Genomic DNA, 25817 nt, shown 5'->3' on the forward strand with positions numbered 1-25817 from the left:
GAAAACTAGCTTCGTCGCCGGAGGTGACCGAACGATGACAGCCTGTGCCATCGAGCCTTCGGCGGACCCCGGGAACGACGGGGGCCCGCAGGCGGCCTGCACCATCACCGCCGACGGCGCCTACGCCGCCCGGCTGGCCCGCAGCGGCGACTCCTGGTACCCGGAGCGCTGGACGCTGGACGGTCCCGAGCCCTACGCGGTGCCGCTGCCCGGCAACCAGCCGGAGGAGCCCGGCACCGGGCTGATGCCGATGGGCGACGGGCGGGTCCTCATCCACCGCCGGGCGGCCGGCCGGCATCTCTTCACCCTGCTGTACCCGACCGGGCCGGACACCGGCGAGCTGCCGCTGGGCTCGGTGGAGTGCCCGCCGGACACCACCCGGCTGCGGCTGCTGCCGCCGGCACCGGGCGGCGAGCGGGCGTACGCCCTGGCCGTCGGACGGCGTTCGACCGCCGTGTGGCTGGTGGCCGGCGGCGCCTTCGGGCCCGAACTGCTCGCCGAGGTGCCGGGGCGCTGCTCGGGCGGGGTGTGGCTGGACCGCACGGCGCGGATGCTGGCGCTGGACCGGGAGACCGGCGGGCGCACCAAGGCCGTCGTGGTCGATCTGGAGCGGGGCGGCGAGGTGTCGCCGCTGCTGCAGATCGCCGCTGACAGCGACGACCGGGTGCTGCTCGCCGACCCGGAGAGCGGGCTGCTGCTGCTCCGCTCGGACGCGCCGGCGCCCGGGGCGGAGCCGCGGCTCGGCTGGGGCGTGCTGGGCAGCACGCTGCCGGTGCGCTTCCCGGAGTGCCTGCGGCTGCCGGAGTGCACGGTGACACCGTTCGCGATCCAGCCGGGGCAGGTGCTGACGCCGGAGCGGTGCGCGGTGGCACTGCGGCTGGACGGGCCGTTCGGCAGCTGGGTCGGGGTGTGGCGGCCGGCCGAGCGGCAGGTGCACCATCTGCCGGCGCCGGATGGCTGGCTGGCCGGCGGCGGCACCTGGACGGCGGACGGGGTGCTGCGGCTGCCGTACGCCACGGTGGAACTGCCCTGCGGACTGGCCCGGCTGACACTCCCGGACGCGGACGACACCGGCCCGGAGACCGCGGCGAGCACGGCTGCCGGGGATGCCGAGGCCGCCGCGACCGGGCCGGAAGCGCGGCGGACCGCGGCGGACCAGGGGGGCCGTGCGGAAGCGGAGCCGGACCCCCAGGCGTCCGCCGCGGCCCGCCCGGTGCCGCTGCAACAGGCGCCGCTCGCACGGCGTGTAACGAAGTAGTGGCGGTTGGCGTGGCCGCCTGGATTCGGACCGGAGTGGGCCGGTTACACTCGCCCGGCTGTAGGAAAGATCATGTTGACGGGGTGAATTCCTTCCGATGAGCGACGCCAGCACGAACCAGCCGATGCAGGGCGAAGGTGCCGACGTTCAGGAGATCGCCGCCGGCCACGGCCGGCACCGCGGTCCGGTCTCCACGCAGGACGGCGAGGCGGCCCCGCGGGGCCGCCACCGCAAGCCGGTCGAGGAGACCGAGACGGCCGCCTGACGGCACGTCACCGAGCAGGGCACGCGGCCCCGTCCGTCACTTCCGACGGGCGGGGTCTTCGCCTTCCCTCCCGCTGTTCCCGCCGACGTCACCACCGCCACCACCGCCACCACCGCCACCATCGCCACCGCCGTCGCCCGCCGCGCGCCGACCCAGCCCCAGCACCTCCACCGCCGCGAACGTCTCCGCCGGCGGCCGGTCCGCGTAGTACGGGGTGAGCCGCGCGTCCAGCTCCTCGTACGTGAACGTCTCGCCCGTGCTGTCGAACCGGGCGGCCACCCGGGGTCGTGCCACCACGGCCACCATGCCGCCGTGCACGACGAGCAGCTGCCCGTTGATCCGCCTGGCCGGGGGCGAGGCCAGATAGCCGACGAGCGGGGCGACATGCCCGACGGAGAGCGGGTCGAGCCCGTCGTCTCCGGGGCCCGGGGCGGCGAAGACGTCCTCGGTCATCCGGGTCCGCGCCCGGGGGCAGATCGCGTTGGCCGTCACACCGTACTTGGCCAGGGCGTGCGCGGTGGAGGTGGTCAGGCCGACGATGCCGCCCTTCGCGGCGGCGTAGTTGGGCTGCCCGGCCGACCCGGCGAGGAACGCCTCCGAGGAGGTGTTCACGATCCGCCCGTACACCGGCGCACCGGTCCGCTTGGCCCGCTCCCGCCAGTGCGCGGCGGCGAACCGGACCGTGTTGAAGTGGCCCTTGAGATGGACCCGGATCACCGCGTCCCACTCCTCCTCGGCCATGGCGAAGACCATGCGGTCCCGCAGGATGCCCGCGTTGTTGACGAGGACGTCCAGCGTGCCGAACTCACCGACCGCCAGCTCGACCAGGTCCCGGGCCACGGCGAAGTCGGCGATGTCCCCGGCGTGGGCGAGCGCCGTGCCGCCCGCGGCCCGGATCTCGGCGGCGACCTTCTCGGCCGGTCCGGAGGAGGCCTCGCCCGTGCCGTCCCGGCCCGGCTGCCCGTGGTCGTTGACGACGACGGCGGCACCCAGCCGGGCCAGCTCCAGGGCCTCGGCGCGGCCGAGCCCCCGCCCGGCCCCGGTGACGATCGCGGACCTGCCCTCCAGCGGCCGTGCCATGCGCGCCTCCGGTTCAGCTCGATACGGGTGGTTGTCGATACGGGTCGGTTCTCGTGACAGGTCGGGTCTGCTCTCGTGACGGGACGGGTCTGCTCTCGTGACGGATCCGATCTCGTGACGGGTCAGGTGCGTGACGGGTCGGACCTTCTCGCGGGTCCGATCTTGTTGCGGGGCCGATCTCGATGCAGGTCCGATCTCGATGCAGGTCCGATCTCGATGCAGGTCCGATCTCGGTGCAGGTCAGACCCCGACACGGGTCAGAACCCGACACGGGTCAGATCTCGATGCAGGTGCGCAGTGCGGCCCCGGTGCGCATCTGCTCGAGGGCCTCGTTGACGCCGGCCAGCGGCACCCGGTGGGTGATCATGCCGTCCAGGTCGATGCGGCCGGCCCGCCACAGGGCGATGGTCCGCTCGTAGGAGCGCCGGACGTCGCCGCCGCCGTAGAGGGAGGGCAGGATCCGCTTCTCGTCGAAGAACAGCTCGAACATGTTGAGCTGGAGGAAGTCGTCCGCGGCGCCCGCGCCGACGACCACCAGGGTGCCGCCGCGCCGGGTGTTCTCGTACGCGGTACGGGCCGTGGCGGACCGCCCGACGACCTCGAAGACGTGGTCGAAGCCCTCGCCGCCGGTGATCTCCTGCCTGGCGTCGGCCAGTTCCTCCGGGGCGACGGCCCGGGTGGCCCCGAAGCCGGAGGCGGCCTCGCGGCGGGCCGGAACCGGGTCCACGGCGACGATCTCGGCGGCGCCCGCCACCCGCGCCCCCTGGATCACCGAGACCCCGACGCCGCCGCACCCGAGCACGGCGACCGAAGAACCGGCCTCCACCCGCGCCGTGTTGAGCGCGGCGCCGAGCCCGGTGGTCACCCCGCAGCCGATCAGCGCGGCTATGTCGAAGGGCACGTCGCCGGGGACGGGCACCGCGCATCCGGCGTCGACGACGACCTCCTCGGTGAAGGTGCCGGTGCCCGCGAAGCCGAACAGGTCCCCGCCGGACCGCCGGAAGTTCGGCGTGCCGGCGTTCAGGAACCCGGCCAGGCACAGCTCGGTCTGTCCGCGCCGGCAGGCCGCACAGGCGCCGCAGGCGGGCAGCCAGCACACCACGACCCGGTCCCCGGCCGCGACATGGGTAACGCCCTCCCCCACCTCGACGACCTCGCCCGCCCCCTCGTGCCCGGGCACGAACGGCGCGGGCTGCGGCAGCACGCCGCTCATCGCGGACAGGTCCGAGTGGCACAGCCCGGTGGCCCGCACCCGGATCCGCACCTTGCCGGGGCCGAAGCCCACCGCCTCGACGTCGTCGAGCACCTCCAGCTTGTCTTGACCGGTCTCGTGCAGTACGGCTGCTCGCATGGCGCGGCTCCCTCCGGGGGTCCGACGGGTGTGGGAGGTGCTGGCGGTGCTGGCGGTGCTGGACACTGCGGAGGCGCCGGAGCGTCAGACGTGCTCGACGACGGTGTCGGCGAGGACGGGCGCGTCCCCGCGCTCGACGGCGCTCACGGCGACCCGTACGGCGTCGTCGCTCTGCCGCCACAGGCGGATCCGCAGCGTCTCGCCCGGATACACGACCCCGGCGAAGCGCGTGCGGTAGTCGTACACCCGGGTCACGTCGCCGTCGAGCAGTGTGTCGACGACGGCTTTGAGGGCGACGCCGTAGGTGCACAGGCCGTGCAGGACGGGCCGGTCGAAGCCGGCACGCACGGCGAAGTCCGGGTCGGCGTGCAGCGGGTTGAGGTCGCCGGACAGCCGGTACAGCAGGGCCTGGTCCTCGCGGAGCCGCCGCTCGACGACCTTGTCCGGCTCCCCGGCCGGGGCCGGGAGCCGCCCGGACGGCCCGCGCTCGCCGCCCCATCCGCCTTCTCCGCGCAGGAAGATCTGAGCGTCGTTGGACCACAGCGGTCCGTCGGCGTCCGCGACGTCGGTGCGCAGGACGAGGACGGCGGCGGTCCCCTTGTCGTGGACGGCGGCGATGCGCGAGGTGGCGGTGGCGGTGCCCCGTACCGGGACGGGCCGGTGTGTCCGCAGCCGCTGTCCGCCGTGCAGGACGCGGGCCAGGTCCACCTCCACGCCGGGCATGGACAGCCCGCTGATCACCCCGGGCGAGCCGCCGCCGGCGACGGTGGCGAAGCTCGGCAGCACGTGCAGCCGGGACTCCAGGGTGTAGCGCAGCTCGTGGGGGTCGGTGGCGGGGACGCCGGCGCCGATGCCGAGGTGGTAGAGCTGGACGTCCCTGGGATCCCAGGAGATCTCGCGGGAGCGGGGTTCCGCGGCGAGCGCCGCGGCTGCGTCGATGGGCATGGGTCTCCTGTTGGTGTCCGACCGGAACCCCGATACGACCGTCCGCACCGTCGGCCGCACCGGGGCCACCCTGGGGACCGTCCTAGAACGCGTTCCAGTCCGGCGCCCTCTGTATAACCCAGCACTGCACAGATGGGAACCCTTCTGACAGTACGTCAGTTCGGCGGCTCCGCGGGTTCGGGGCCGGGTCCCCTGCCCCGGTCCCAGGACATTTGTCCCGGCCGGTTCCGTACAAGCGCATCTGCCGCCGGGCCCGGGTCCCGGCCTAGCGTCGTACCCGTGGCAGGAACACCCAGGGCAGGAACACCCAGGGCAGGAACACTCATGGCAAGAGCACTCATGGCAAGGGCACTCATGGCAAGAGCACTCATGACAGGGGCGGCGACCGCAGGGCCACCGACGGCTCGGACGGCGCACCGCACCGCTCCCGCGGTCTCCTTCCGGGGCGCCTGCAAGTCCTACGGCGAGGTCCGTGCCGTGGACGGCCTGGAGCTGGACCTCGCCCGCGGCGAGACGGTCGCCCTCCTGGGCCGCAACGGCGCGGGCAAGTCCACGGCGATCGCACTGCTGCTCGGCCTGTGCCCACCGGACGCGGGCGCGGTGGAGCTGTTCGGCGCGTCGCCGGAACGGGCCGTGCGCGACGGCCGGGTGGGCGCCATGCTCCAGGAGGGCCGGGCGGTCCCCCGGGTCACGGTGGGCGAGCTGGTCACCTTCGTGGCCGGCCGGTATCCGGCGCCGATGCCGGTGACCCGTGCGCTGGGACTGGCCGGGATCTCCGCGCTCGCCGACCGCCGTGTGGACCGGCTCTCCGGAGGCCAGACACAGCGGGTGCGCTTCGCGGTCGCGCTCGCCGGGAACCCGGATCTGCTGGTGCTGGACGAGCCCACCGCGGCCCTGGACGTGGCGGCCCGGCACTCCTTCTGGCAGTCGATGCGCGCCTACGCCCACCGCGGCAGCACGGTCCTCTTCTCCACCCACCACCTGGCGGAGGCGGAGGCGCACGCCGATCGCGTCCTCGTCGTCGACCGGGGCCGGCTCGTCGCCGACGGCACGCCACAGGAGTTGCGCCGGGCCGCGGGCGGCAGCCACGTCCGCATCGACGTGCACGGCCGCACCGCCGGGCAGTTGTCGCTGCTCCCCGGCGTCCGCGCGGTGGAACTCGACGGCAACCGCGCCCTGCTGCGCACGGACGACTCCGACGCGACGGTGACGGCCCTGGCCGGGCTGGGCGCGATCCGCGGCCTTGAAGTGGCCCCGGCGCCGCTGGACGAGGCGTTCCTGGCCCTCACCCCACCCGCGGCGACCCCGGCCCCCCGGAAGGAGCGGCGATGAGGGACTACGTCGTCCTGGAGACCCGGCGCACCCTGCGCGACCCCGGCTTCGTGCTGGGCGGTGTCGCGGTGCCCGTCCTGATGTACCTGCTGTTCACCAACCTCGGCGAGGGCGCCACGGGCGTCTGGCGGACCGGCGCGATGGTCGGCATGGCGGCCTACGGGGCGGTCGGCTCCGCGCTCAACACCGGCGGCGGGGTCGCCGAGGACCGGTCGATCGGCTGGCTGCGGCTGCTGCGGGTGACCCCGATGCCCGCGCACCAGGTGGTGATCGGCCGCGCCCTGACCGGTACGGTGACCGTCCTGCCCGCCATCACCGCCGTGCTCTGCGCCGGCGGCCTGGTCAACGGCGTGCGGCTGGCCGCCTGGCAGTGGGCGGCACTGGCGCTGCTGCTCTGGCTGGGCTCGGTCCCCTTCACCCTGCTCGGCCTCGGCAACGGCTACCGTCTCACCGGGCAGACCACCGGTGTCGTCAACATGCTGTCCAATCTGTCCCTGGCGGTCATCGGCGGCCTCTGGTTCCCGCTCGCCCTGTTCCCCGACTGGCTGCGCACGGTGGCGGCGTACACCCCGGCCAACCGCTTCGCGGAGCTCGGCACCGCCCTCGCCACCGGCGGCGCCCCGCCCCTCGGTGGCATCCTCGTCCTCACGGCCTGGCTGTCGGCCTTCGGCGGCTACGCCGTACTGTCCTACCGCCGCGCCGGCTGACCGGCAGGAGGGAGTCCGACGATGCCCCGGCCGCGCCTCTTCTCCGGCCTTCTCCCCGGCCGGGCACCTGGGCGTGCACCCGGGCGTCCGCACGCGTTCCCCACCGGCTTCGCCCTCCTCCCCTGGCTGCTGCTGGGGCTGGGCGCGCTGGCCAACGTCGTCCAGGGGGAGACCTCGAACCCCTGGCTGAGCGGGTCGGCGGTCCTCACCTTCAACTCGCTGTACGTCTTCGTCGCCTTCCGCTCCTTCGACGACCGCACCCGGCGGGCCCCGTCGACCCGCCTGGCCCTGCTCGCCATGGCCGCGGTGACCTGCGCGCTGGGCCTCGGCCACGGCGGCACCTGGCTGTACTTCTTCCCCCTCCTGGGCCTCGCCGCGGGCGCGGCCCTGCGCGGCCGGCAGCTGGTCCGGTGGGGCTGGATCCCGGTGACGCTGGCGGGAGTCGTCTCCGGTGCGGAGGCGGGCTGGGACAGCGTGGGGGTCGTCTACGGCACGCTCCTGTCGACGCTGGTGACGGCCGCGCTGCTGGGCCTGGCCGACGCGGTACGGGAACTGCGCGCCGCCCGTGAGGAACTGGCCCGGCGGGCGGTGGAGGAGGAGCGGCTGCGGTTCTCCCGGGACCTGCACGACCTGCTCGGCCACACGCTCTCCGTGATCGTGGTCAAGGCGGAGGCGGCCCGCCGGCTGGCCCCTGGCGATCCGCCGGCCGCGGTGGCCCAGATGACCGACATCGAGTCCGTCGGCCGCCAGGCGCTGACCGAGGTCCGGGAGGCGGTGACCGGCTATCGCGTGGGCGGCCTCGGCAGCGAGCTGGACCGCGCCCGCTCCGCGCTGGCCGCGGCGGCCGTGGAGCCGGTGGTGCACCGCTCCGGCCCGCCGCTGCCCGCGCCGGCGGAGGCGCTGCTGGGGTGGGTGGTCCGGGAGGCGGTGACGAACGTCGTGCGGCACAGCGACGCCGGCCGCTGCGAGATCGTGGTCTCCGGGAGCGCGGAGCGGGTGCGGCTGACCGTGACGGACGACGGAGGGATCGGCGCCGGGAGCGGGGACGGTACCGGTACCGCTTCCGGTACCGGCCTGGCCGGACTGCGGGAACGCCTTGCGGCGGCGGGCGGCTCGCTGACGGCGGGGGCGGCACCGGGGCCGGGCGGGTTCGTGGTCCGGGCGGAGCTGCCGGTGAGGTAGCCGGCGGTGCGGCAGTGGGCGGGGACGGGGCGCCGCGCCCGGCGCGGCGGAACCGCAACGGGGGCGCCCGGCGCGGCGGCGGCCGTTCCCGGTGAACCGGAGGCAACCGAGCCCTACCCTGGGCCCCGTGGCCGCCGACAGGACCTCCCGGATCCGCCTCCTCCTCGCCGAGGATCAGGGCATGATGCGCGGCGCGCTCGCACTGCTGCTCGGCATGGAGGAGGACCTCGAGGTCGTCGCGCAGGTCGCCGCCGGCGACGCCATCGTCGACGCCGCGCTCACGCACCGGCCCGACGTCGCACTCCTCGACATCGAACTCCCCGGCAGAAGCGGCCTGGACGCCGCCGCCGACCTGCACGACCAGGTCCCGGAGTGCCGGGTACTGATCCTGACCACGTTCGGCCGCCCGGGTTATCTGCGCCGCGCGATGGAGGCAGGCGCCGCCGGTTTCCTCGTCAAGGACGGCCCCGTCGAGGAGCTCGCCGACGCCGTCCGCCGCGTGCTCTCCGGCGAGACGGTGATCGACCCCGCGCTCGCCGCCGCCGCGCTCGCCGCCGGACCCAACCCGCTCACCCGGCGCGAGCGCGACGCCCTCGGCGCCGCCGCCGACGGCGCGACGGTCGCCGACATCGCCGGCGCCCTGCACCTCTCGGAGTCCACGGTCCGCAACCACCTCTCCGCGGCCATCGGCAAGACCGGCACCCGCAACCGCACGGAGGCCCTCCGCGAGGCCCGCCGCCAGGGCTGGCTCTGAGGCCCGGCCGGACCCGCCCCCGGAGGACCGAGCCGCCGCTCCCAGCAGTGAGCATCGCCACAGCCCGTGCAACTGTATCCCGTATATGTACGACGTACATATACATTGTTCTCAGCGCTTCGGTGCGGTTCGGTTCGCCCACGACACGAGGAGACAGCCATGCAGGCTTATGTGCAGACCAAGTACGGCAACGCGGACGTCATGCAGCTCAAGGACGTCCCCAAGCCCGCCCCGGGCCCCGGCGAGATCCTGATCCGGGTCCGTGCGGCGGGACTCAACCCCGTCGACGCCGCTCTGAGAAAGGGGAAGATGCGCATGGTGGTCCGCCTGGACCTCCCCGGGGTGGCGGGCAGCGAGCTGGCGGGCACCGTGGAGGCCACCGGCCCCGGGGTCACCGGCTTCTCCGCCGGGGACCGGGTGTTCACCCGCGTCGACGTCAGGAAGCTGGGCGCCTTCGCGTCCCATGCCGCCGTCGCCGCCGACCTCGTCGCCCCGATGCCCCGGGACCTGGACTTCACCCAGGCCGCCGGCCTGCCCCTGGTCGGTCTGACCGCGCTGCAGGCGCTGCGGGACGAACTCGGGATCAAGAAGGGGGACCGGCTCTTCGTCTCCGGCGGCGCCGGAGGCCTGGGCACCATCGCCATCCAGCTCGCCGTGTCCATGGGCGCACACGTCGCCACGACCGCCTCGCCGGCCGGCGAGGAACTGGTGCGCTCGCTCGGCGCGGAGACGGTCGTCGACTACCGGACGACACGGTTCAAGGACGTCCTGGAGGACTACGACGCCGCGCTCGACCTGGTCGGGGGCCAGGACCTGGCGGACAGCTTCTCCATCGTCAAGCCGGGCGCCAAGGTGGTGTCCGTCGCCGGGGTGCCCGAGCGCGCCTCCGCCCGCGACCTCGACGCGGGTCCGCTCGCCGCCGCCCTGTTCGGGCTGATGAGCGCCAAGGTCCGCCGGCAGGCCAAGGCGCACGGGGTCGCCTACCGCTATCTGTTCATGCACCCCAGCGGCGCCGACCTGCGGGCCCTGGCGGACCTCGTGGACAGGGGACGGCTGCGGACCGTGACCGACCGGGTCTTCCCCTTCGAGGAGATCGCGGACGCCTTCGCCCACCTCGAGCGGGGGCGGGCCAAGGGCAAGGTCGTCGTCGAGCTGCCCTGACCCCGGCCGTGCCCGCCCACCGCGCACGTGCCCGCCCTGCCGCACACCGTCACGGCCGGTCCGGCTTCCGCCAGGGGCGACCTGCCCCGTCCCCGGTGGTCCGGGCCGCCGTGTCCCCGCGGTCGATCACGTAGCGTGGACGCCTACGGTGCGGCACACCACGCGGCAGCAGGAAAGGACGTACGGCAGCCATGACATCCACGGCACGGCCCCGCAGACCCAGGGCTCGCCTGTCCCGGGCGGCGTTGGTGGCCGGCGCGACGGAGCTGGCCGGCTCCGAGGGGCTCGACGCGGTCACCATCCGCCGTCTGGCCCAGCGGCACGGCGTGACGGCCATGGCGATCTACGCACACTTCGACGGCAAGGAAGCCCTGCTCGACGCGGTCGGCGAGGCCCTGCTCGACAGCGTCCGGCTGCCCGACGCCACGGAAGGCGACGGCCGTGACGGGCTGACGGCCGCGCTGACCGCCCTCGCCACGGCGCTGCGCGCGCACCCGTCGATCGCCCCGATCGCCGCCCACCGGGTCCTGGAGTGCGAGTCCGGCCTCGACCTCGCCGAGCATCTGCTGAAACGGCTCACCGAACTCGGCCACCCCTCCGACCTGGCCGCCGTCACCAGCCACTATCTGCTCAACGGGGTCATCGCCCTGGTCTCCAGCGAGCCCGGGCGCGGCTGCGCCCCGAACGACCCGGCCGCCCGCGACCAGCAGATACGCACGCGCCGGGCCCGGCTCCTCGCACTCGACCCCGCGCGCCACCCCCACGTCATCGCCTCGGCGACCCCGCTGACCAGCTGCGCCGACCCGGACGGCTACTACACCCACGGAATCCGCCTCCTGGTCGACGGCGCCTGCGCACTCACCCCGTGACCGGGCGGCCGGCGCTCCGCACCGCGGGGGTGTGGAACTCACCCCCGCAGATTCACCTGGCCGGCGGCGGCCATCGCGGTGCTGCGGCGGCCCGCCGGGAGCCACACCCACATCAGCACGGCCCCGACCGCCAGCACCACCGCCGCCGTACGGAACACCGCGGCGTACCCCTCCGTCAGCGCCTCCGGGGCCCCGCTCCCGCCGGAGCGTGCCGCCGCGATCGTCGACATCACCGCGAGGCCCAGCGACCCGCCCATCGTCCGGGAGGTGTTGACCAGCCCGGAGACCAGCCCGGCGTCCCCCGCCCCCGCCCCGGCCGTGGCCACCGCCGCCAGCGGCGTCATCGCCAGCCCGGCGCCCAGCATCATCAGCACCCCCGGGATCATGATCGCGGTCAGGTACGCCGCGTCCATCCGCATGGTCGACTGCCACCCGAACCCGGCCACCGCCACCACGGTCCCCAGCACCGCCACGGCCCGCTCCCCCAGCACCCGCATCAGCCGCGGTGCCAGCTTGGACCCCAGCAGCACCGCCAGGGAGCTCGGCATCAGCGCGAGGCCCGCCTCCAGCGGCGAGTAGCCCAGCACGTTCTGCACGTACAGCGTCATGAAGAACCACATGCAGAACATCGACGACCCGCACACGAACATCGCCGCGTTCGCCGACGCCACCGACCGCATCCGGAGCAGCCGGGGCGGCATCAGCGGCGCGGCCGTCCGCACCTCCACGGCGAAGAACAGCCCGATCAGCACCGGCCCCGCCAGCAGCGGCACCACCGTGCCCGGCGCCGTCCAGCCGGCCACCTCGGTCTGTGAGATGCCGTACGCCAGCGTGGCCAGCCCCGCGGTCACCAGCACCGCGCCCGGCAGATCGAGCCGGCGCCGCTCCCCGGTCCGGCTCTCCGCCAGCCACAGCAGGGCCGCGGCCAGCACCACCACGCCCACCGGCACATTGATCAGCAGCACCCAGCGCCACGACAAGGCGTCCACGAGCAGGCCCCCCACCAGCCCACCGGCGGCTCCCCCGCCCGCGCCCACGGCCGTCCAGGTGCCGATCGCCCGCGCCCGGGCCGGCCCCTCCGGCACCGCGGCGGTCAGCAGCGTCAGCGTCGAGGGGGAGAGCACCGCCGCACCGAGCCCCTGCACGGCCCGTGCCACCAGCAGCTGCCAGCCCTCCTGCGCCAGCCCGCCGCCCAGCGAGGCCAGAGTGAACAGGCCCAGCCCGACCAGGAACATCCGCTTGCGCCCGTACAGGTCACCGGCCCGCCCGCCGAGCAGCATGAACCCGGCGAAGGCGATCGCGTAGGCGTTCACCACCCACTGCAGCCCGTGCGGGCCCAGGTCGAGGCCGGCCCGCATCGACGGCAGGGCGACGTTCACGACGGAGACGTCGAGTATGACGAGGAACTGCCCGGCACAGGCGAGCACCACGACCAGCCAGGTCGGAGGCGTGCGGCGGAGGGCGGTGCGGGCGGGACCGGTTTCGGCGGCATCGAGCATGACCGCCATGCTCTCAACCCTCTCCCGCCCCGGCATCGGCAGTTCGTCCCCTCGGGGCCCGCGCCGACCGGCTCAGAGCCGCCACGCGGCAGCCCCCGGCGACGTCCCGGCGCAGGGCTACTCACCGGTACCCCCGGCGCACCGCGCGGCGGCGGGTACGGCACGATGGGGCGGCGTCACCCAGGCACGCACCACCGAGAGGACCCCCATGCCCGCGGCCCCCGCCCACGTCCCCGACGCCGATGTCCTGGCCGCGTTCGAGAGCGCGAAGGGCTTCATGCCCACCGACGAGGGCCTGGCGCTGTACTCGGCGGCTGTCGAGGCGGGCGGGCTGGGGCTGCCGCTGCTGGAGGTCGGCACGTACTGCGGGCGCTCCACGGTGCTGCTCGCCGACGCGGCCCGCCGCTCGGGTGTCACCGCGCTCACCGTGGACCACCACCGCGGCAGCGAGGAGCAGCAGCCCGGCTGGGACTACCACGACCCGGAGACGGTCGACCCCGAGGTCGGTCTGATGGACACGCTCCCCGCCTTCCGCCGCACCCTGCACCGGGCGGGTCTGGAGGAGCACGTGGTCGCCCTGGTCGGCCGCTCCCCGCAGATCGCCCGCATCTGGGGCTCGCCGCTCGGTCTGGTCTTCGTCGACGGCGGCCACACCGACGAGCACGCGGGCGCCGACTACGCGGGCTGGGCCCCGCACCTGGCCGAGGGCGGCCTGCTGGTCATCCACGACGTCTTCCCGGACCCGGCCGACGAGTTCACCGGCCAGGCCCCGTACCGCGTCTACCTCAGGGCCCTGGACTCCGGCGCGTTCACCGAGGTCTCGGCGACCGGCTCGCTGCGGGTACTGCGGCGGACGGGCGCGGGCGGCTGAACCCGCGACCGGAACGGCGGACCAGGCGGAACGGCCGGACCGGGTCGACCGGGCGGACCGGGTCGACCGGGCGGACGAGGCGCCGGCGGATCAGGCGCGGCAGCGCAGCATCTCCAGCGGCGGATACGCCAGGAGGTCGGCCCAGAACTCCGCGCCGAACTCCCGGACACCGGCGTCGGACACCCGCAGCGGAACCCACTCCACCGCTCCGAACCCGGCCGCCCGCAGACAGCCCTCGTAGACCTCACGGCGCACCGCCGCCCCGACGATGCTGATCGGCTGCGGTTCCAGGAGAGCCGTGACCCGCACCCGCGGCCCCGTCTCCGTCTCCTCGCCGGTCGGCTCGCAACGGAACCCGTACTCCTCGAGCGACGGACAGTCGAACCGGTAGCCGGGGTTCTGGGCGAGCACGAAGAACTCACCGCCCGGCACCAGGCTCCGGTGGATGTTGCGGCACATCCGCTCCATCGCCGCGATGTCCTCGGCGTAGTTGAGGCACTGCACCCCGAGCGCGATGTCGAAGCGCCGCTCGAGCGGCCGCAGCCGGGCCACGTCGCCGACCTCGTAGCGCACGCCGAGCGGGTCACGCCGCTCGATCTCCCGCGCGGCGGCGATCATCTCGCCGGAGATGTCGACACCGAGGACATCCGTGGCGCCGCGCCGCCTGAACTCCCTGCTGTAGAAACCGGTGCCGCAGGCCAGATCGAGGACCGACCTGCCGCTCACCTCCCCGACCATGCCCAGGAAGCTCGGCACCTCCCCGTAGCGGATCATCGGCAGGGCCTTGAACCCCTCGAACGCCTCACCGATCGCGTCGTACTGCTGCACGCTCATGCGCTTCCCCCTTCTGTACGTCGTCCGGTACGCGGCCGCGCCGGCCCTCCGGCTTTCGCGACGCGCCGGGGCGCGCCGGGGCGCGCCATCTCGTGATCGCGGCCGTGGCAGAAAGTCTGCTGCGCCCCGGCCCGGACGCCGTACTGGCGGATGCCACAAAGAAGTTGGCCGTCCGGGCGGGCGGATCTCGGGCTCTCGTACAGCACCGCTCGGGCTCTCGTACCGTGGTCCGGCGCGGAAGGTCCCCCGCGGGCACCCCGGACTGCCCGTAAAGTTGCAGCCGTGTCGTACACAGGCCCCGAGTTCGAACCGTCCTCGTCCCCGCCCCGTCGCTCCCCGCTGCGCCGGCCGCTGACCGTGGCGCTGGCCGCGCTGGTGCCGGGCGCGCTGCTCGGGTGGGGGGTGTACACGGCCGTCGGTGGTCCGGGGGACGGAGGCGGTGACACCGGAGGGCGGGCCGGCGCCGACGCCGTGCGGACCTCCGGCGCGCCCTCGCCCGGCGGGGCCCCCTCGGCCGACGACGCCAAGGAGCCGGGCGGGGCATCCCCTTCGGCCGGGGCCGGCGAGTCCTCCGCGCGCCCCTCGGAGTCCGCCGACGCGTCGTCGTCGGCGTCCGCGCCCGCCGCCTCCGGGCCGCTGCAGGGGAAGGTCGTCGTCATCGACCCGGGACACAACCCGGGCAACTTCCGGCACACCGCCGAGATCAACCGCAAGGTGGACGTGGGCACGCACTGGAAGGAGTGCGACACCACGGGCACCGCCACCAACGCGGGCTGGCCCGAAGCCGAGTTCACCCTGGACGTGACCCACCGGCTGCGCACACTGCTGGAGGAGCAGGGTGCCACGGTGAAGCTGACGTGGAACGCCGACCGCCCGTACGGGCCGTGCATCGACGAGCGGGCCCGGGTCGGCAACGAGGCGGGCGCGGACGCGGCGGTGTCGATCCACGCCGACGGCTCGAGCGAGGGCAACCGCGGTTTCCATGTGATCCTGCCTGGGTCGGTGAACAAGGGCGCTGCGGACACCCGCAGCATCGTCGGGCCCTCCCGCGACCTGGGGGCGCGGATCGCGGGCCGGTTCGTCGACGTCACGGGCAGCGCACCGGCCAACTACGTGGGCGGCGGCACCGGTCTCGTCACCCGCACGGACCTGGGCGGTCTCAATCTGTCAACGGTTCCCAAGGTGTTCGTCGAATGCGGCAACATGCGCGACAGCAAGGACGTCGCGCTGCTGACCAGCGGAGCGTGGCGGCAGAAGGCGGCGCAAGGGATCTCTGAGGGAATCGTGAGTTTCCTGCGCGGGTAGCGGTCGGCGCACCGGTCCGGGCGGACAGCCCGATCCCGTGGACGATAGTCTCGCCCGTACGATGAGGGGCCACCCCCGCGCTTCGCACCGGGCCTGACGGCGACACGGTGACAGCGACGCCTCCACCGACGACGAGACGACCTACGAAGGACCTGAAGTGAATATCCGCTCCCTCACTAGAGGCGACGGCGTGGTGATCGGAGCAGCGGTGTTGCTGTTGATCGCGTCGTTCCTCGGCCTGTACTCGACCGACGGCATTCCGGACGGCATCGACATGCCCAACCTCTGGGGCAGCGGGCCGGTCCTGTTCAGTGTCGTGCTCGCGGGCATCATCGGTGCCGCGCTCGTCGTCGTGTCCCGGGGGCTGCCGCAGCCCCGCAAGGTCGCGGGACTCGACCTCGGTCAGTTCGGCGCCGCCTTCACCGTCTTCGCCGCCTGGAGCGCACTCGGCAACATCTTCGACCCGGGCAGCGGCGTCGACAACGTCGGCGGGGGCTCCGACGGCCCCGACGCCGGCATCGGCCTGATCCTCGCGCTCATCGCCACCCTGGTCATGGCCGCCGCAGCCATCGCCACGCCCCTGGTGCCCGCCCTCAAAAGCGCGCTGGTCCCGGCGGGCCGGCCCGCCGCGCCGCAGCCGCCCTACGGAGGCCAGCCGCAGGGCGGCTACGGCTACCCGGGCGCGCAGCAGCAGCCGTACGGCGCCCAGCCGGGACAGCCCGGGCAGCCCGGGCAGCAGGGCCAGCCGGGGCCGTCGTTCGGTGGCCAGCCGCAGCAGGCGCAGCAGCCGGCCGGGGACTTCTCGCCGTTCTGGTTCGCCGTGCCGGTGCCGCGTCCGCTGTTCGCGGAGGACGGCTCGCAGACACCGATCGCGGAGCTGGCGCCGGGCACCTGGTACCTGGCCGTCGAGCAGCGGGGTCCCGCCCTGGTCGCCCAGACGCAGGACGGCCGCCGCGGTGTGCTGCAGGACACCTCGGGCATCCAGCGCGGCTGATCCGCGCCCAGGCTCCGAGCGGCCCCTCGCCCTTCCGGGCGGGGGGCCGTTGCCGTACAGTCGCAAGCCCTTGACTGACGGAGCGTCAGGAGGCTGGCGTGCGGCTCGGACTCGCGCTCGGCTACTGGGGCCGCGGCCCCGCGGACCATGTGCCGCTCGTACAGGAGGCGGAGCGGCTCGGCTACGCGTCGGTGTGGACGGCCGAGTCCTGGGGCTCGGACGCGTTCACCCCGCTCGCCTGGATCGCGGCGCACACGCGGCGGATCGGGCTCGGCACCGCGGTGGCGCAGATGGCGGCCCGCTCGCCGACCGCCACGGCGATGCAGGCGCTCACCCTGGACCATCTCTGCGGCGGGCGGCTGACGCTGGGGCTCGGCCTGTCCGGGCCGCAGGTGGTCGAGGGCTGGTACGGCCGCCCCTTCCCCGCCTCTCCACTGACGGCGACCCGGGAGTACGTCGACGTCGTACGGCAGGTGCTGCGGCGCGCGGCGCCGGTGACGCTGGACGGCCGCTTCCACCCCCACCCCTACCGCGGGGCGGACGCCACCGGCCTCGGCCGACCGCTGAAGCCGATCACCCACCCGCTCCGCCCGGACCTGCCGGTGCTGCTCGGGGCCGAGGGCCCGCGCAACGTCGCCCAGACGGCGCGGATCGCGGACGGCTGGCTGCCGCTGTACTGGTCGCCGTCGCGGGCCGCCGACCTGTACGCGCAGGCTCTCGCCGACGCCCCGGGCGGCTTCCGGGTGGCGCCGCTGGTCCAGGTGCGGGTGTGCGCCGACGTCGCCGAGGGGCTGCTGCCGGTGAAGACGATGCTCGGCTTCTACGTCGGCGGCATGGGCCACGCGGCCCGCAACTTCCACGCCGACCTGATGGCCCGCATGGGGTACGAGGAGGAGGCCCGCCGGGTGCAGGAGCTGTTCCTGTCGGGGCGCCGTAAGGAGGCGGTGCGGGCGGTGCCGGACGCCTTCGCCGACGAGATCTCCCTGGTCGGACCGCGTGAACGCATCGCCGAGCGGCTGGAGTTGTGGCGGTCGGGGCCGGTGCCGGTGACGGATCTGCTGGCACTCGCGCCGGACCGGCCGACGCTGCGCGTCCTGGCTGAGCTCAACGGCTGACCTCCCGGTGCGGGTTTCAGCCACGCGCCCGGGCCCCGGGCCAGCCGGAAGGCACGTCCCCCGGATACCGCTGGTCGAGCAGCTCCGCCACGACGGCAAGAGCGGTCGTCGCGGACATCATGGCCTTCATCCTCGGTTCGTGGATCCTGATGTCCCTGCTGGACGCCAACCGGGCCGACGACCTGGTGCGGTTCGTCCAGGACGCGGCCACCTGGCCGGCCGGCCGGTCGCACGACCAGGGGGGTCTGGGGATGCACCCCGGAGAACACAGCACGTCGGACGCGGCCGGGGCCCGCGTCGTCACCGGCTACGGCCTCGCCGCGGTGGTCTCCCACCTCGTCGGGCACGCCGTCGCGGGCCGCCTGCGCCGGCGCTGAGGCCCGGACCGCCGAACCGGACCCGCGAGCCGGAGCACCGGGCCCGCCCCACCGGGCCCAGGCCGCCGGGCCAGAGCGCCGGGCCGGACCACCCGGGCGGCCCGCGGACCCAGAGCGCCAGGCCGGAGCGCCGCGCGGGACCGCCGAGCCCACATCACCGGGCAGGGCCGCAGAGGTCGGGAAAGGGCGGCGCCCGTCCGACGGGGGGTCAGTCGCAGCAGTCCGGGTCCAGGCCCCTGGGCAGGTCCTCGCCGCCGAAGACCCGGCAGGTGGCCTCGTGGCCGCCGAGGACCGCGACGGCGAGGAGCACGGAGCCGGCCGTCCAGGTGGTCAGTTCGCGCGGCCAGACGGCGTCGTCCTCGAAGACGTAGCCCGTCCAGTACAGCCCGCTGGCGTCGTCCCGCAGGTGCTGGATGGACTTCAGGACGTCCAGGGCCCGGTCGGACTCGCCCATCGCCCACAGCGCGAGCGCGAGTTCGGCGGACTCGCCGCCGGTGACCCACGGGTTGGGCACCACACAGCGCACCCCGAGGCCGGGGACGACGAAGCGGTCCCAGTCCTCCTCGATCCGGGCCTTGGCCTCGGCGCCGGTGAGCGCACCGCCGAGGACCGGGTAGTACCAGTCCATCGAGTAGCGGCCCTTGTCCAGGAACCGCTCCGGGTGGCACCGGATGGCGTGCCGCAGCGCGCCGACGGCCAGTTCCCAGTCGGGCTGTGCCTCCTCGCGCTGCTCGGCGACGGCGAGCGCGCAGCGCAGCGCGTGGTGGATCGAGGAGCTGCCGGTGAGCAGCGCCTCCGTGGTGGGCGTGCCGTCGTCGTCGCGGCGCCAGCCGATCTGCCCGCCGGGCTGCTGCAGCCGCAGGACGAACTCGACGGCCGCGTGGACGGTCGGCCACATCCGGTCCAGGAACGCGTCGTCGCCGGTGGACAGATAGTGGTGCCAGACGCCGACCGCGACGTAGGCGACGAAGTTGGTCTCCCGGCCCCGGTCGGTGATGTCCGCGGCATCGCCGTCGGCGTAGGCCGCGTACCAGGAGCCGTCGTCCTGCTGGTGGCGGGCCAGCCAGGTGTACGCCCGCTCGGCGGCCTCGTGCTCACCGGCGGTGTCCAGGGCCATCGCCGCCTCGACGTGGTCCCAGGGGTCCAGGTGGTGACCCCGGAACCACGGGATCGCGCCGTCCGCGCGCTGTACGCCGAGGATGCCGCGTACGGTCGCGGCGGCCTGCCCCTCGGTGAGCACCCCGGGCAGGACCAGGTGTTCCGTCCGGGGCGTCGTCACGCGGCGCCCACCGGCGGCAGGTGCGGCTTGGTCGCGTAGGCCACGAAGCTCTTGCCGATCAGCGGGTTGAGCGCCTGCTCGGCGACCCGCGTCGCCAGCGGCTTCTTCATGATGTCCCAGACCAGCAGCTTGTGGTACGCCCGTACCGGCAGCGCCTTGTCGTTGTCGACGCCGAACGCGCACTTCAGCCACCAGTACGGCGAGTGCAGCGCGTGCGCGTGGTGGGTGCCGTACGGCTTCAGTCCCGCCTCGCGCATCCTGCCCAGCAGCTCGTCCGCCTTGTAGATGCGGATGTGGCCGCCCTCGACCTCGTGGTAGGCGTCGGACAGCGCCCAGCACACCTTCTCCGGGCCGTAGCGCGGCACGGTCACCGCGATCCGCCCGCCGGGCCTGAGCACGCGGACCATCTCGGCGAGTACACCCTTGTCGTCGTGGATGTGCTCCATCACCTCGGAGATGATGACGACGTCGAAGGACTCGTCCGGGAAGGGGAGCGCGAGGGCGTCGCCCTCCATGGCCGTGGCGGTGGCGCCCTCCGGGGCCTCGCCGGCCTCCTTCATCGCCGCGAACCACGTCGCGACCTCACGGATCTCCTCGGCGTTGCGGTCCAGGGCCACGACCTGTGCGCCGCGCCGGTAGCACTCGAAGGCGTGCCGGCCGGCGCCGCAGCCGAGGTCCAGGACACGGTCGCCCGGGGCGAGCGGGAACCGGGAGAAGTCGACGGTCAGCACGTGGCCCTGCTTTCGCGGTCGGATACGGCGGTTGCTGCGGAGGTGGTGGACGCGGCGGAAGCGGCGGGTACGGCGGAGCCTGCGGTCTCGCCCGGGGCGGGCGCCACGCCGGCTGCGGCGGAGGCGGGCGCGGACGCCGACGCGGCGACGGCCTCGCGGTAACGGGCCACCGTGCCCTCCGCGGCGCGCGCCCAGGTGAAGTGCCGCAGAACACGTTCCCGTCCGGCCGCGCCGAGCCGTTCCCGCAGTGCCGGGTCGCCGAGCAGCCGGGTCAGCCCGGCGGCCAGCGCGCCCGCGTCGCCGGGCCGCACCGCGAGACACGTCTCCCCGTCGGCCCCGGCGACCTCCGGGATCGCCCCGCCGGTCGTGGCCAGCAGCGGCGTCCCCGTCGCCATGGCCTCCGCGGCCGGAAGTGAGAACCCCTCGTACAGCGACGGCACGCACGCCACCTCGGCCGAGCGCACCAGGTCGACCAGTTCGGCGTCGGAGATGCCCTTGACGAACTCGACGGCGCGGCCGAGGCCGTACCGCTCGATCGCCCGGGCGACGGGCCCCTCGGCGGGCCGCTTGCCGACGACGACGAGGTGGGCGTCGGGCTGCTCGGTACGCACCTTGGCGAGCGCCTCGACGAGGAAGACCAGGCCCTTGAGCGGCACGTCAGCACTGGACGTGGTCACGATCCGGCCCGGCACCCGCCGCACCGAGGGGTCGGGGGAGAACAGGTCGGTGTCGGCGCCGATGTGCACCACGTGCACCCGGTCGGGCCGGACTCCGAGATGGTCGACGATCTCCTGACGGGAGCTGCCGGAGACGGTGAGCACGGACGGCAGGCGGCGGGCGACGCGCTTCTGCATCCGGGTGAAGGCGTACCAGCGGCGCACGGAGAGGCGGCGCCTCCGGCTCCCGGCGGCGTCCAGCTCCAGCTGCCGGTCCACGGTGATGGGGTGGTGCACGGTGGTGACCAGGGGGGCGCCGATGTCGCCCAGCAGGCCGTAGCCGAGGGTCTGGTTGTCGTGGACGACGTCGAAGTCGCCGCGCCGGGCGCGCAGATGGCGGCGGGCGCGCAGCGAGAAGGTCAGCGGTTCGGGGAAGCCGCCGGTCCACATGGTGGCGACCTCGAGGGCGTCGACCCAGTCGCGGTACTCGTCCCGCCCGGGGGTGCGGAAGGGGTCGGGCTGGCGGTAGAGGTCGAGGCTGGGCAGCTCGGTCAGGCGCGGGCCGGCACCGTCGTCGAGGACGTCGAGCACCGGGTAGGGCTGGGCGCCGATCACCTCGACGCGGTGGCCGAGGCGGGCGAGTTCCCGGGAGAGGTGGCGGACGTAGACGCCCTGGCCGCCGCAGAACGGGTTCCCCTTGTAGGTGAGGAGTGCGATGCGGAGCGGTCGCCTGCCGTCGGCGGCGAGGTCCTGGCGGGGACCCGCCTGACTGGCCTCAGCGGTCACTCTGGGCCCCCTTCTCCCTGCGGTGTCCCGCGAGACTACGCCGGGACGGTAATCTAGAACAAGTTTCAGAGTTGATCGTTCAGAGGCTCCGAATCTACCGGCAGGTAGGGACGCTGTGACCAGTGGATCAGGTGATTCGCGCCACGGCGGCCAAGGCGAACAAGGTGGCCAACGTGACCAAGGTGACCAGGGCGGACATCGGCACCCGCCCCGAGGCCCCGGCCCTGACCGAGCGCCAGGAGGCACGCCGGCGCCGCATCCTGCACGCCAGCGCCCGGCTGGCCAGCCGGGGCGGCTTCGACGCGGTACAGATGCGCGAGGTGGCGGAGACCTCGCAGGTGGCGCTCGGCACCCTGTACCGCTACTTCCCTTCCAAGATCCATCTGCTGGTCGCGACGATGCAGGACCAGCTGGAGCACATGCACGGCACGTTGCGGAAGAAGCCGCCGGCGGGCGACACCGCGGCGGAGCGGGTGGCGCAGACCCTGATGCGGGCCTTCCGCGCACTGCAGCGCGAGCCGCATCTCGCCGACGCGATGGTCAGGGCGCTGACCTTCGCCGACCGCAGCGTCTCGCCCGAGGTCGACCAGGTCTCCCGGCAGACCACGGCGATCATCCTGGACGCCATGGACCTTCAGGACCCCACCCCCCAGCAGCTGTCCGCGGTGCGGGTCATCGAGCACACCTGGCACTCGGCGCTGATCACCTGGCTGTCCGGCCGGGCCTCGATCGCCCAGGTGAAGATCGACATCGAGACGGTGTGCCGGCTGATCGACCTGACGGAGCCCGGCGTCCAGGAGTGACCCGGGCGCACGGAAGCGACCTGGGCACACAGAGAGACCTACGAGACGGGTTCCCTTCGCCGGCATGGTCCGGATCAGGTGACTGGGGGTCGCCTTCAGGCCCTGCTGCTGCCGTCAGGCCTCTCAGCCCTACCGTCGACGTCGGCACCGGCGGAGGCTTGCGCCTCCCGCCAGAGTCGGCTACTCCGGTCGGACTCCCTCACTCGTCCCGTAGGCCACTTCCCAGGATAGAACTCCCACAGGCGGACAGAACCTCCTGAATCGCAAAATTCTGAAGTAGGGACGAGGGGGGTCTCTGAGGCGGGAGTGGTTCCCGAGAGACACGAGTGAAGGGCCGAACCCCCGCTCGAGGACATGGACCACGGGTCTGCCCGGCGGCGGACAGCCCCTGTGCCTGTTCCTGTTCCTGTTCCTGTTCCTGTTCCTGTTCCTGTTCCTGTTCCTGTTCCTGTTCCTGTTCCTGTTCCTCATTATTCCTCCGGCGGGAACACCGGCTCCCCGCTCCCCAGCAGCGTGATCGTGATGGCCTCCACCGGGCAGCTCTCCGCCGCCTCCAGGACGCGTTCGTCGGCGTCCGTCTCGGGTCCGACGGGGCGGGACTGCCGTCCGCTGTCGAGACGGAAGCCGTCCGGCGCGTGGTGCACGCACTGGGCGGAGCCGATACAGACGGTGCGGTCGGTCTCCACCCGCCAGCGGTCGCCCATGGCGTCACCCCTCCCGGCCCGCCGGCAGATGGATCATCTTGTGCTCCAGGAACTCGCCGTAGCCCTCCGGACCGAACTCCCGCCCGAGTCCGGAGTTCTTGTAGCCGCCGAACGGCCCGAGCATGTCCAGGCTGAAGGTGTTGACGGAGTAGGTACCGGTACGGACCCTGCGGGCGACCTCGATGCCGCGCTCGGTGTCGGCCGTCCACACACTGCCGCTGAGCCCGTACTCGGAGTCGTCGGCGATCTTCACGGCCTCGCTCTCGTCACCGTAGGGGACGAGGCAGACCACCGGCCCGAAGATCTCCTCGCGCGCGATCCGCATGCCGTTTCCGACGTCGCCGAAGAGCGTCGGCTCCACGTACCAGCCCCGGTCGAGGCCGGGCGGACGCCCGCCGCCGGTGAGGATCTTCGCGCCCTCCTCCTGGCCCAGGCGGATGTAGTCCATGCTGCGACGCTGCTGGCGCCGGGCGACCAGCGGGCCGATCTGCGTCGCCGGATCCAGCGGGTCGCCGACCACCAGGGCCCCGGCGGCCACGGCGAGGGCCTCGGCGAACTCGTCGTAGCGGGAGCGGGGCAGCAGGACGCGGGTCTGGGCGACGCAGGCCTGCCCGTTGTTCATCCAGGCCGCGGGCACGATCCCGGCGACCGTCTGCTCGACGTCGGCGTCCGGCAGCACCACGGCCGCGGACTTGCCGCCCAGTTCCAGGGTGACCCGGGTGAGGTTGCGGGCCGCGACCTCCATCACGCGCTTCCCGGCCGCGACCGACCCGGTGAAGGAGACCTTGTCGACACCGGGGTGCCCGACGAGGTACTCACTGACCTCCCGGTCGGCGGGCAGGACCGACAGCACGCCCTCCGGCAGTCCGGCCTCGCGGGCGATCTCCGCCAGGACGTAGGCGTCCAGCGGTGACTCGGGGGACGGCTTGAGCACCGCCGTGCAGCCCGCGAGCAGCGCGGGCGCCAGCTTGGCGGCGGCGGTGAACTGCGGGACGTTCCACGGCACGACGGCCGCGACGACCCCGACCGGCTCGCGCCGCACCAGGATCGGGCCGAGCACCCCGGAGCGGGCCTCCTCGTAGGGGAAGTCGCGCGCGACCGTGATCGCCGCGTCCCACACCATCACCGCGCCGAGGGCCTGGGCCAGGACGCTCCAGGAGTACGGCGATCCGTTCTGTGCCGAGACCAGGCGGGCGATCTCCTCGTGCCGGGCGGCGACGCCGTCCTTGATCCGGGTGACGACCTCGATCCGCTCCGCCAGGCCGGTGCGCGGCCAGGGCCCCTCGTCGAACGCCCGCCGGGCGGCGGCGACGGCCCGGTCCACGTCGGCGGCGCAGGCGTGCGGCACCCGCCCGAGGGCCTCCTCGGTGTGCGGGGAGACGACCTCGATGACGTCCTCGCCCAGCGGATCGGCCCACTGCCCGCCGATGAACAGCCGTCCGTGTTCCACGCGCTCGGTCATGGCGGTCGCCTCCCGGAGCCGTTGTCCGTCACGTCTGCCGGACCGTCCCCTGTTCCTGACGATCCATCAGGACTGATACCAGTTCTAGTTATAGTGGGCAATGGCCGTACGACGACCGCGAGGACGTCCGGAGGACGGGGGAAGCCCATGGCACCGGTGTACGACCACGGCGGAGGCGTCCGCTCACTGCGCGTCCCCATCCCGGACAACCCGCTCGGCCACACCCTGGTGTACGTCGTCGACACCGACCGCGGCCCGGTGCTGGTCGACACCGGCTGGGACGATCCCGCCTCCTGGGAGGCGCTCACCGCGGGGCTCACGGCCTGCGGCACCTCGGTCGCCGAGATCCTCGGTGTCGTGGTCACCCATCACCACCCCGACCACCACGGGCTGTCCGGCCGGGTGCGCGAGGCCTCCGGGGCCTGGATCGCACTGCACCCCGCGGACGCCGCGGTCGTCCGCCGCACCCGGGCCGCCCGCCCCGGCCGGTGGCTGACGTACCTGGCCGCCAGACTCACCGCCGCCGGCGCCCCGGAGCACCACGTGGCCCCCCTGCGCGCGGCCCCCGCCGACGCCCTCCCCGGCCTCTCCCCCGCCCTCCCCGACCGGGAGATCGTCCCGGGCGGACTCCTCGACCTGCCCGGCCGCCGGCTGCGCGCGATCTGGACTCCGGGCCACACCCCCGGCCATGTCTGCCTGCACCTGGAGGAACACCACCCCTCGGACCGCACCGGCCACGGCCGCCTCTTCTCCGGCGACCACCTGCTGCCCGGCATCACCCCCCACATCGGCCTCTACGAGGACCCGGACGACACCACCATGACCGACCCGCTCGGCGACTACCTCGACTCGCTGGAGCGCGTCGGCCGGCTCACCCCCGCCGAGGTGCTCCCCGCCCACCAGCACGCCTTCGACGACGCCGCCGGCCGGGTCCGCCTGCTGCTCGCCCACCACGCCGAACGGCTCACCGGCGTACTCGCCCTGCTCACCGGCCCGCTGACACCCTGGCAGCTCGCCGAGCGCATGGAGTGGAACCGCCCCTGGGCCGAGATCCCCCACGGCTCGCGGAACATCGCCGTGGCCGAGGCCGAGGCTCATCTGCGCCACCTGGTGAAGCTGGACCGGGTGCAGCCGGTGCCGGGCAGCGATCCGGTGGCATACATCGCGGCGTGAGCGGTCCGGCGGCGTTCGGCGGTGTGATCTGTGCCCCAGGGGGCGGTTCCGTGGTGGCGGGTAAAGTGGCCGGGTCGTCATCACACCCGTACGGGGGAAAGCCGGTGCAATTCCGGCGTTGACCCTCCCTCATTGCCTGAAGGGCCTGGGAGGTACCCCCATCCGTGAGCCGCACCGAAGGCCTCTCCGGCGCCTGCCGCCCAGGGCTTCGCGGGGTGCGGCGAGCCGGATCGCCCCGGGACGGGACCGTGACCGGCTCACGTGCCCGGCGCCCGCCGTGCACGGGCACCGTCGAGGTATACGGAGCCGAGCCGCCGGGGGCCG

General features: G+C 74.0%; 25 protein-coding genes. 15 read left to right on the forward strand and 10 right to left on the reverse strand.

The annotated features are described in order from the left end of the window. Positions 1-34: 34 nt before the first annotated feature. Together V5O46_RS01850 and V5O46_RS01855 are read left to right on the forward strand one after the other, a co-directional pair. Positions 35-1258, forward strand: coding sequence for a hypothetical protein (locus tag V5O46_RS01850; RefSeq protein WP_332882568.1), 1224 nt, complete (start codon positions 35-37; stop codon positions 1256-1258). Positions 1259-1355: 97 nt separating this feature from the next. Further along, positions 1356-1523, forward strand: a complete 168-nt coding sequence (locus V5O46_RS01855; protein WP_332882569.1) for a hypothetical protein — start codon at positions 1356-1358, stop codon at positions 1521-1523. 36 nt (positions 1524-1559) lie between these two features. Here the strand turns inward: V5O46_RS01855 and V5O46_RS01860 are convergent, their stop codons facing one another. The 3 genes from V5O46_RS01860 to V5O46_RS01870 all read right to left on the reverse strand — a co-directional run bounded on the left by V5O46_RS01860 (position 1560) and on the right by V5O46_RS01870 (position 4899). After that, on the reverse strand, positions 1560-2603 hold the full coding sequence (locus V5O46_RS01860; RefSeq protein WP_332882570.1) for a 3-oxoacyl-ACP reductase: 1044 nt from the start codon (positions 2601-2603) through the stop codon (positions 1560-1562). 274 nt (positions 2604-2877) lie between these two features. Further along, a complete protein-coding gene (locus V5O46_RS01865) occupies positions 2878-3954 on the reverse strand; it encodes a Zn-dependent alcohol dehydrogenase (RefSeq protein WP_332882571.1) in 1077 nt (358 codons plus the stop codon). Positions 3955-4038: 84 nt separating this feature from the next. Continuing rightward, positions 4039-4899: a MaoC/PaaZ C-terminal domain-containing protein gene (locus V5O46_RS01870; protein WP_332882572.1), complete on the reverse strand. Its 861-nt coding sequence runs from the start codon at positions 4897-4899 to the stop codon at positions 4039-4041. Positions 4900-5268: 369 nt separating this feature from the next. Here V5O46_RS01870 and V5O46_RS01875 point away from each other — a divergent pair, with 369 nt between their 5' ends. The 6 genes from V5O46_RS01875 to V5O46_RS01900 all read left to right on the forward strand — a co-directional run bounded on the left by V5O46_RS01875 (position 5269) and on the right by V5O46_RS01900 (position 10904). Next, positions 5269-6231, forward strand: coding sequence for an ABC transporter ATP-binding protein (locus tag V5O46_RS01875; protein ID WP_332882573.1), 963 nt, complete (start codon positions 5269-5271; stop codon positions 6229-6231). Next, the gene (locus V5O46_RS01880; RefSeq protein WP_332882574.1) at positions 6228-6938 is read left to right on the forward strand and encodes an ABC transporter permease; all 711 of its coding nucleotides are present in this window, start codon (positions 6228-6230) and stop codon (positions 6936-6938) included. The genes V5O46_RS01875 and V5O46_RS01880 overlap by 4 nt, the downstream gene beginning before the upstream one ends. Before the next feature lie 21 nt (positions 6939-6959). Next, positions 6960-8120, forward strand: a complete 1161-nt coding sequence (locus tag V5O46_RS01885) for a sensor histidine kinase (RefSeq protein WP_332882575.1) — start codon at positions 6960-6962, stop codon at positions 8118-8120. A 127-nt stretch (positions 8121-8247) separates the two neighbouring features. Then, the gene (locus tag V5O46_RS01890) at positions 8248-8874 is read left to right on the forward strand and encodes a response regulator transcription factor (RefSeq protein WP_332882576.1); all 627 of its coding nucleotides are present in this window, start codon (positions 8248-8250) and stop codon (positions 8872-8874) included. Between the two features lie 159 nt (positions 8875-9033). After that, positions 9034-10035 carry an NADP-dependent oxidoreductase gene (locus V5O46_RS01895; RefSeq protein ID WP_332882577.1) on the forward strand — a complete coding sequence of 334 codons (1002 nt, stop codon included), beginning with the start codon at positions 9034-9036 and terminating at the stop codon, positions 10033-10035. Positions 10036-10226: 191 nt separating this feature from the next. Then, positions 10227-10904: a TetR/AcrR family transcriptional regulator gene (locus V5O46_RS01900; protein ID WP_332882578.1), complete on the forward strand. Its 678-nt coding sequence runs from the start codon at positions 10227-10229 to the stop codon at positions 10902-10904. Between the two features lie 38 nt (positions 10905-10942). On the opposite strand, the gene V5O46_RS01905 is transcribed toward V5O46_RS01900, so the two are convergent. Further along, on the reverse strand, positions 10943-12403 hold the full coding sequence (locus V5O46_RS01905) for an MFS transporter (RefSeq protein ID WP_332882749.1): 1461 nt from the start codon (positions 12401-12403) through the stop codon (positions 10943-10945). A 208-nt stretch (positions 12404-12611) separates the two neighbouring features. On the opposite strand from V5O46_RS01905, the gene V5O46_RS01910 reads away from it, so the two are divergent. Then, the gene (locus V5O46_RS01910) at positions 12612-13274 is read left to right on the forward strand and encodes a class I SAM-dependent methyltransferase (protein WP_332882579.1); all 663 of its coding nucleotides are present in this window, start codon (positions 12612-12614) and stop codon (positions 13272-13274) included. A gap of 90 nt (positions 13275-13364) precedes the next feature. Here the strand turns inward: V5O46_RS01910 and V5O46_RS01915 are convergent, their stop codons facing one another. Beyond that, positions 13365-14108, reverse strand: coding sequence for a class I SAM-dependent methyltransferase (locus V5O46_RS01915; protein ID WP_332882580.1), 744 nt, complete (start codon positions 14106-14108; stop codon positions 13365-13367). A gap of 282 nt (positions 14109-14390) precedes the next feature. Between V5O46_RS01915 and V5O46_RS01920 the strand changes: the two genes are divergently transcribed. From V5O46_RS01920 to V5O46_RS01935, 4 genes are all read left to right on the forward strand, one after another. Next, entirely contained in the window at positions 14391-15413 is a 1023-nt protein-coding gene (locus V5O46_RS01920) for an N-acetylmuramoyl-L-alanine amidase (protein WP_332882581.1), read from the forward strand. A gap of 157 nt (positions 15414-15570) precedes the next feature. Then, positions 15571-16407: a hypothetical protein gene (locus V5O46_RS01925; protein ID WP_332882582.1), complete on the forward strand. Its 837-nt coding sequence runs from the start codon at positions 15571-15573 to the stop codon at positions 16405-16407. A gap of 98 nt (positions 16408-16505) precedes the next feature. Then, the gene (locus tag V5O46_RS01930) at positions 16506-17522 is read left to right on the forward strand and encodes an LLM class F420-dependent oxidoreductase (protein ID WP_332882583.1); all 1017 of its coding nucleotides are present in this window, start codon (positions 16506-16508) and stop codon (positions 17520-17522) included. A 119-nt stretch (positions 17523-17641) separates the two neighbouring features. Then, on the forward strand, positions 17642-17899 hold the full coding sequence (locus V5O46_RS01935; RefSeq protein ID WP_332882584.1) for a hypothetical protein: 258 nt from the start codon (positions 17642-17644) through the stop codon (positions 17897-17899). A 208-nt stretch (positions 17900-18107) separates the two neighbouring features. Here V5O46_RS01935 and V5O46_RS01940 read toward each other — a convergent pair whose 3' ends face one another. Genes V5O46_RS01940 through V5O46_RS01950 form a run of 3 tightly spaced genes read right to left on the reverse strand, consistent with a single transcriptional unit; the run spans position 18108 to position 21351 of the window. Then, a complete protein-coding gene (locus V5O46_RS01940; RefSeq protein WP_332882585.1) occupies positions 18108-19178 on the reverse strand; it encodes a prenyltransferase/squalene oxidase repeat-containing protein in 1071 nt (356 codons plus the stop codon). Further along, positions 19175-19909 carry a class I SAM-dependent methyltransferase gene (locus V5O46_RS01945; protein ID WP_332882586.1) on the reverse strand — a complete coding sequence of 245 codons (735 nt, stop codon included), beginning with the start codon at positions 19907-19909 and terminating at the stop codon, positions 19175-19177. Before V5O46_RS01945 ends, V5O46_RS01940 begins: the two co-directional genes overlap by 4 nt. Then, positions 19903-21351 carry a glycosyltransferase family 4 protein gene (locus V5O46_RS01950; protein WP_332882587.1) on the reverse strand — a complete coding sequence of 483 codons (1449 nt, stop codon included), beginning with the start codon at positions 21349-21351 and terminating at the stop codon, positions 19903-19905. Before V5O46_RS01950 ends, V5O46_RS01945 begins: the two co-directional genes overlap by 7 nt. 164 nt (positions 21352-21515) lie before the next feature. Between V5O46_RS01950 and V5O46_RS01955 the strand changes: the two genes are divergently transcribed. After that, entirely contained in the window at positions 21516-22154 is a 639-nt protein-coding gene (locus tag V5O46_RS01955) for a TetR family transcriptional regulator (RefSeq protein ID WP_408648866.1), read from the forward strand. 470 nt (positions 22155-22624) lie between these two features. Here the strand turns inward: V5O46_RS01955 and V5O46_RS01960 are convergent, their stop codons facing one another. Together V5O46_RS01960 and V5O46_RS01965 are read right to left on the reverse strand one after the other, a co-directional pair. Next, entirely contained in the window at positions 22625-22858 is a 234-nt protein-coding gene (locus tag V5O46_RS01960) for a ferredoxin (protein WP_332882588.1), read from the reverse strand. Between the two features lie 4 nt (positions 22859-22862). Beyond that, positions 22863-24320: an aldehyde dehydrogenase gene (locus V5O46_RS01965; protein ID WP_332882589.1), complete on the reverse strand. Its 1458-nt coding sequence runs from the start codon at positions 24318-24320 to the stop codon at positions 22863-22865. Between the two features lie 147 nt (positions 24321-24467). Between V5O46_RS01965 and V5O46_RS01970 the strand changes: the two genes are divergently transcribed. Then, on the forward strand, positions 24468-25493 hold the full coding sequence (locus V5O46_RS01970) for an MBL fold metallo-hydrolase (RefSeq protein ID WP_332882590.1): 1026 nt from the start codon (positions 24468-24470) through the stop codon (positions 25491-25493). The last annotated feature ends 324 nt before the right edge of the window (positions 25494-25817 follow it).

Source organism: Streptomyces poriticola (assembly GCF_036689765.1).
GTDB lineage: Bacteria > Actinomycetota > Actinomycetes > Streptomycetales > Streptomycetaceae > Streptomyces > Streptomyces poriticola.